Annotated in this window: 9 protein-coding genes; all 9 read right to left on the bottom strand. The window is 65.4% G+C overall.

Annotated features, from left to right (window positions below; translation table 11 throughout):
• Positions 1-759 (bottom strand): hypothetical protein (locus AC1DJN_RS21110; RefSeq protein ID WP_478040099.1); only part of this gene is annotated, 759 nt, incomplete at its 3' end.
• A complete protein-coding gene (locus AC1DJN_RS21115; RefSeq protein ID WP_442251268.1) occupies positions 756-1,040 on the bottom strand; it encodes a hypothetical protein in 285 nt (94 codons plus the stop codon). The genes AC1DJN_RS21110 and AC1DJN_RS21115, both read right to left, overlap by 4 nt.
• Complete coding sequence (locus tag AC1DJN_RS21120; RefSeq protein ID WP_442251267.1) at positions 1,037-1,333, bottom strand: hypothetical protein; 297 nt, start codon at positions 1,331-1,333, stop codon at positions 1,037-1,039. Before AC1DJN_RS21120 ends, AC1DJN_RS21115 begins: the two co-directional genes overlap by 4 nt.
• Positions 1,330-1,548, bottom strand: a complete 219-nt coding sequence (locus AC1DJN_RS21125; protein WP_442251266.1) for a hypothetical protein — start codon at positions 1,546-1,548, stop codon at positions 1,330-1,332. Before AC1DJN_RS21125 ends, AC1DJN_RS21120 begins: the two co-directional genes overlap by 4 nt.
• On the bottom strand, positions 1,545-1,793 hold the full coding sequence (locus AC1DJN_RS21130; RefSeq protein ID WP_442251265.1) for a hypothetical protein: 249 nt from the start codon (positions 1,791-1,793) through the stop codon (positions 1,545-1,547). The genes AC1DJN_RS21125 and AC1DJN_RS21130 overlap by 4 nt, the downstream gene beginning before the upstream one ends.
• Positions 1,790-2,020, bottom strand: a complete 231-nt coding sequence (locus tag AC1DJN_RS21135) for a hypothetical protein (RefSeq protein ID WP_442251264.1) — start codon at positions 2,018-2,020, stop codon at positions 1,790-1,792. The genes AC1DJN_RS21130 and AC1DJN_RS21135 overlap by 4 nt, the downstream gene beginning before the upstream one ends.
• Complete coding sequence (locus AC1DJN_RS21140; protein WP_478040101.1) at positions 2,017-2,232, bottom strand: hypothetical protein; 216 nt, start codon at positions 2,230-2,232, stop codon at positions 2,017-2,019. The genes AC1DJN_RS21135 and AC1DJN_RS21140 overlap by 4 nt, the downstream gene beginning before the upstream one ends.
• Positions 2,232-3,014, bottom strand: coding sequence for a lambda exonuclease family protein (locus tag AC1DJN_RS21145; RefSeq protein WP_442251262.1), 783 nt, complete (start codon positions 3,012-3,014; stop codon positions 2,232-2,234). Before AC1DJN_RS21145 ends, AC1DJN_RS21140 begins: the two co-directional genes overlap by 1 nt.
• The coding region (bet, locus tag AC1DJN_RS21150) for a phage recombination protein Bet (RefSeq protein ID WP_478040103.1) at positions 3,011-3,683 on the bottom strand (673 nt) is incomplete at its 5' end. The genes AC1DJN_RS21145 and bet, both read right to left, overlap by 4 nt.

A 3,683-nucleotide genomic window follows, 5' to 3' on the forward strand; every position in this document is an offset into this window, starting at 1 on the left:
GGCGTCGTAGCGATCCAGCTGCAGACCAAGGTCCACGGCCTGCGCGAACGGGGCGGCGTAGAGCGGAATCGGAGGTTCGTCGTCATCGCAGTACGCGGCGGCTTCCGCGAACGTCGGATACAGCATCGGTTCGTCGTGGTGCGTCATCCATGCCACCGGCTCCCCCACCGGCTGGCGGGCGGCGAGGGCGGCTTGCAGTGCCTGGCGCGCATCCTTCTGGCATGCTTCGCGGTACGCTTTACGGCTTTCGTGCTCGTACCCGTGATGCATAACCTTGCACGCGGCATCGACCATAGCGTCAGTAACCAGCTCACCCTCAGGCTGGGCGCAGCCGCCGTAGATTCGAACCGGCTGGCGGGCGGCGAGTGCTGCGGCAAGATCATCTGCTACGTCCATGTCGCTTTGGGACCAGCCATGATCCATAGTGAAGTTGCCGAGCGATTCGTGGACTCGATCCAGCAGGCTACGGCTGACCKTGATTTCGTCCCCCTGACCACCCGGGGCGGGCTGGGCGGAGAGGGATTTCCCGTCTCGCAGCCCCAGCTCGTAGGCGTCAGTGAAGTACTTGGGCTGGGCGGAAAGTGCGGCTTGCCATGCCAGCCACGCGTCGTGGGTAGCCTCTTCGACGTAGCGAAGGCCGGTCCACTCCATTTCGTAGTTGTTTCCTTCGGCCCACGCCTCAAACCGCGCACGCTCCGAGGAGGGCAACTGCACGCATCCGCCGTGCTTCACGGTTGCCAGGGTCTTGTCGTTGCTCATGCTGATTCTCCTTTGACGCGGGCGAGGCCAACGCGCAGGCTTGCAAGATCGGAATTGAAGACAGATGAGGTGACGCGCGCCTGTTCAATCGCTTTGCGCTCCAGTCGGTCCGCAGCCTCGATAAGCTTGGCGACTGCGGCGATGGCAGCTTCGATTCGGTCCCAGCGCTCGCAGTCAATTTCGTCGCCGTCTGGACGGCACGGACCAATCCATGAAAGCTGGCTACGAAGCACCGCCAGCACATCAACAGCCAGGGTGGCGGGGGTCTTGTCGGTGGTCATGGCTTCTTGCTCCGATGAATGGCGTTGATGACAGAGCGCCTTGCGATTCGAGCGGCTTTGGCATCGCTGATTCGCTCTTCGCCAAAGTGGAGGCAATAAGCGCGTGCGCCTTCTATGGTCGCTGCCTGATAGCCGTCCTCGCCGTTGACCACGATCCGCACTGCCATGCCCAACTCCAGCAGCTCGTACCGACCGGACTTGCTTGGCAGGTCGCCATCCCAGAGAGGTCCGTTCTCCACAAGGGCGATGAGAGTGTCCAGTGCACCGCCCGAAAGGGACTTGTCGGTGGTCATGCGCGTGCTCCCTGCTTCGTGCGGCTGCGGTGGCCACCCTCGACCACCTCGCGGCGGGTGGTGGTGGATCGGTCGATGGGGCTGTTGCCTAGCTTCTGGACCTTGCCGCCGGAGCGCAGGAACTGCGCCACGTCGTCGGCGATCTCCTGCCGCTGGCGGTTCTTCTCGGCCTGCGTGGCCAGGTCGAAGGTCGGCCGTACGTGGATGCTGGTCATGCGCTCTGCTCCAGTTCGGCCAGAAGCGCGTCGGCAATCTGGATGCAGTAGCGTGCGTCGTGCTCAGGCATGAAGTGAGTTGCATGGGCCTTGTTTGCCAAGAACCGCTGCATAGCCATTGCCGCGATCAGTTCGCGCTTGGTCAGGCCAGTGACCTGCCCCTGTTGGACCAGAATCGATGAGTAATGCTGGGGGCAGCCATGCTCATTGAGCATCGGGGCTGTAGGCATATCTCCGTTCTTCATCGTTGCGTCTCCTGATGCGCCAGAAGCGGCCAACGAGTGCGGCGCTGCCAGCTGTGGGTGAGGTGGTTCAGTTCGACCTGCAGCGGATCGGCGCGCAGGGGTTTCAGCGGATCGCGCAGGCGGCGGTCGGTGTTCCGGCACGGCGCGCAGTCGGCCGTGGCCTTGCCGTTCACCAGCGGGAAGAACCGCAGCGGCAGCCGGGCGGCGCATTTCGTGCAGGTCTTCATGGCCGGCCAACCTTCATCAGACTTGCCCACGTGAGCGGGTGGGCCCGGCGCTTGATCCGCTCGTAGGCGGCGTCGTTGGAGATGCCCAGGATCTCCGCCACMTGCGCGGTGGTGTAGCGCTTGCCCTCGATCACGTGTGCGTACAACTGGGCGCGCGCGAGGCCGGCACGGCGCAGGCATTTGGCGTGGCTGGGGTAGATCGTCACGTCCATTACGCTGCCTCCTGGTGGCGATCACCAGCGCGCAGGGACTGCTCGAACCCGTCGACCATCTGCCGGAACTGATCCAGGTCGGCGCGCATCTTGGCGATGAACGCCTCGTCGCGGTCGAAGCGGCGCCACCACAGCTGGCGGTTCGCCGAGACCAGGGCGGGGCAGTACAGGCCGATGTGCCACCACTCGCGGTCCGTCAGCCACATGCAACCCTGCGCCTGCTCGAACACCTCGCTCGCATCGTCATCGATGTGGAAGGCGCGCAGCTTCTCCGGGTTGATGAAGCACTTGTATTCGCTGCCGCCGGCATCGCCGATGAAACCGTCCGCCGAGCAGCCGTAGTTGCCGCAGTCGCTCAGGACGAACCCGGCGCGCTTCACCAGCAGGCCGGACTGCACCTCATGCTCGGCGCGGGCAAACGGCTCCAGTTCGTGTCCGCGGCGCATGGCGTAGGTCTCGAAACCTTCGTCCAGCGGCTGACCGCTGATGCGCTCGACGGCCAGACGGAAGGCGTAGTTCTTCGACGCTTCGCTGAAATCGCCGATGGGCTCGCCGGCCAGCGCCTTCTCGATCACCGCCGACTTCGGCACGGCCTTGTAGCCGGAGGCCTCAGCAGCCGCCTTGGGCGCCATGCCGGCCAGCACCGAATCCACGTAGGTGCGCTGCTGGTCGGTCAGCTCGCCAACACGCGAGCGCGCGGTGGAGAACATGCTGGCGGTGATGACGCCGGCGCGGGCGTTGTGCCATGCGTCGCTGCCCTGGTCGCAGTGGATCAGCTTCACGGGGCGACCTCCTCAGCCTCGGCGCGCTCCGCCTCAGCCTTCAGCGTCTCGTGGCCCGACTGGCCGATCATCTTGCGCTGCTCGGGGCTCAGCTTGCCCCACGCGTCGGCATAGGCGTCCAGACCGGCCTTCGCAATCTCCTGCAGGCCCGCGTACAGCGCCTGGCGCTCGGGCGTGTCCTCCGGCTCGGCGGGCAGCTGACGGGTGCGGCTGGCCGGCGCGCGCTCGGCGCGTACAACCTCGCCTTCGATGATGCGCTCAGCCTCGTCCTGCTCGTAGATGCCCACGAAGCCAAACGCCAAGCGCGCGCACTGGATCATCGCCTTGTGGCGCAACATGCGGCGCGGATGGGACTGCCACGGGCCAGCGTTGGAGCGGCGGCACTCGGCCATGTACTCGGTCACGCGCACCGGGCGGCTACGGTCCTTGCGGTAGATCGAGCACGTGCAGCTCTGCTCGTCCTGCTCGAAGTCCATGCCGTCGAACTGAGCGTGCGAGTTGATGATGCGCGACCAGCCGTCGACGCCGACCACCGGCACGATGCCGTTGTTCTTGTCCGGGAACGCGTAGATTTCCTTGGTCCACGGGTTCAGTCCGTACTGGTTCGCCACCACCAGCAGGGCCGTCATCTGCGCGTCGGAGACCTGGCCCTTGAAGGCGGTGGCCTTC

The sequence above is a fragment of the Stenotrophomonas sp. 05L414_2 genome (assembly GCF_056397905.1).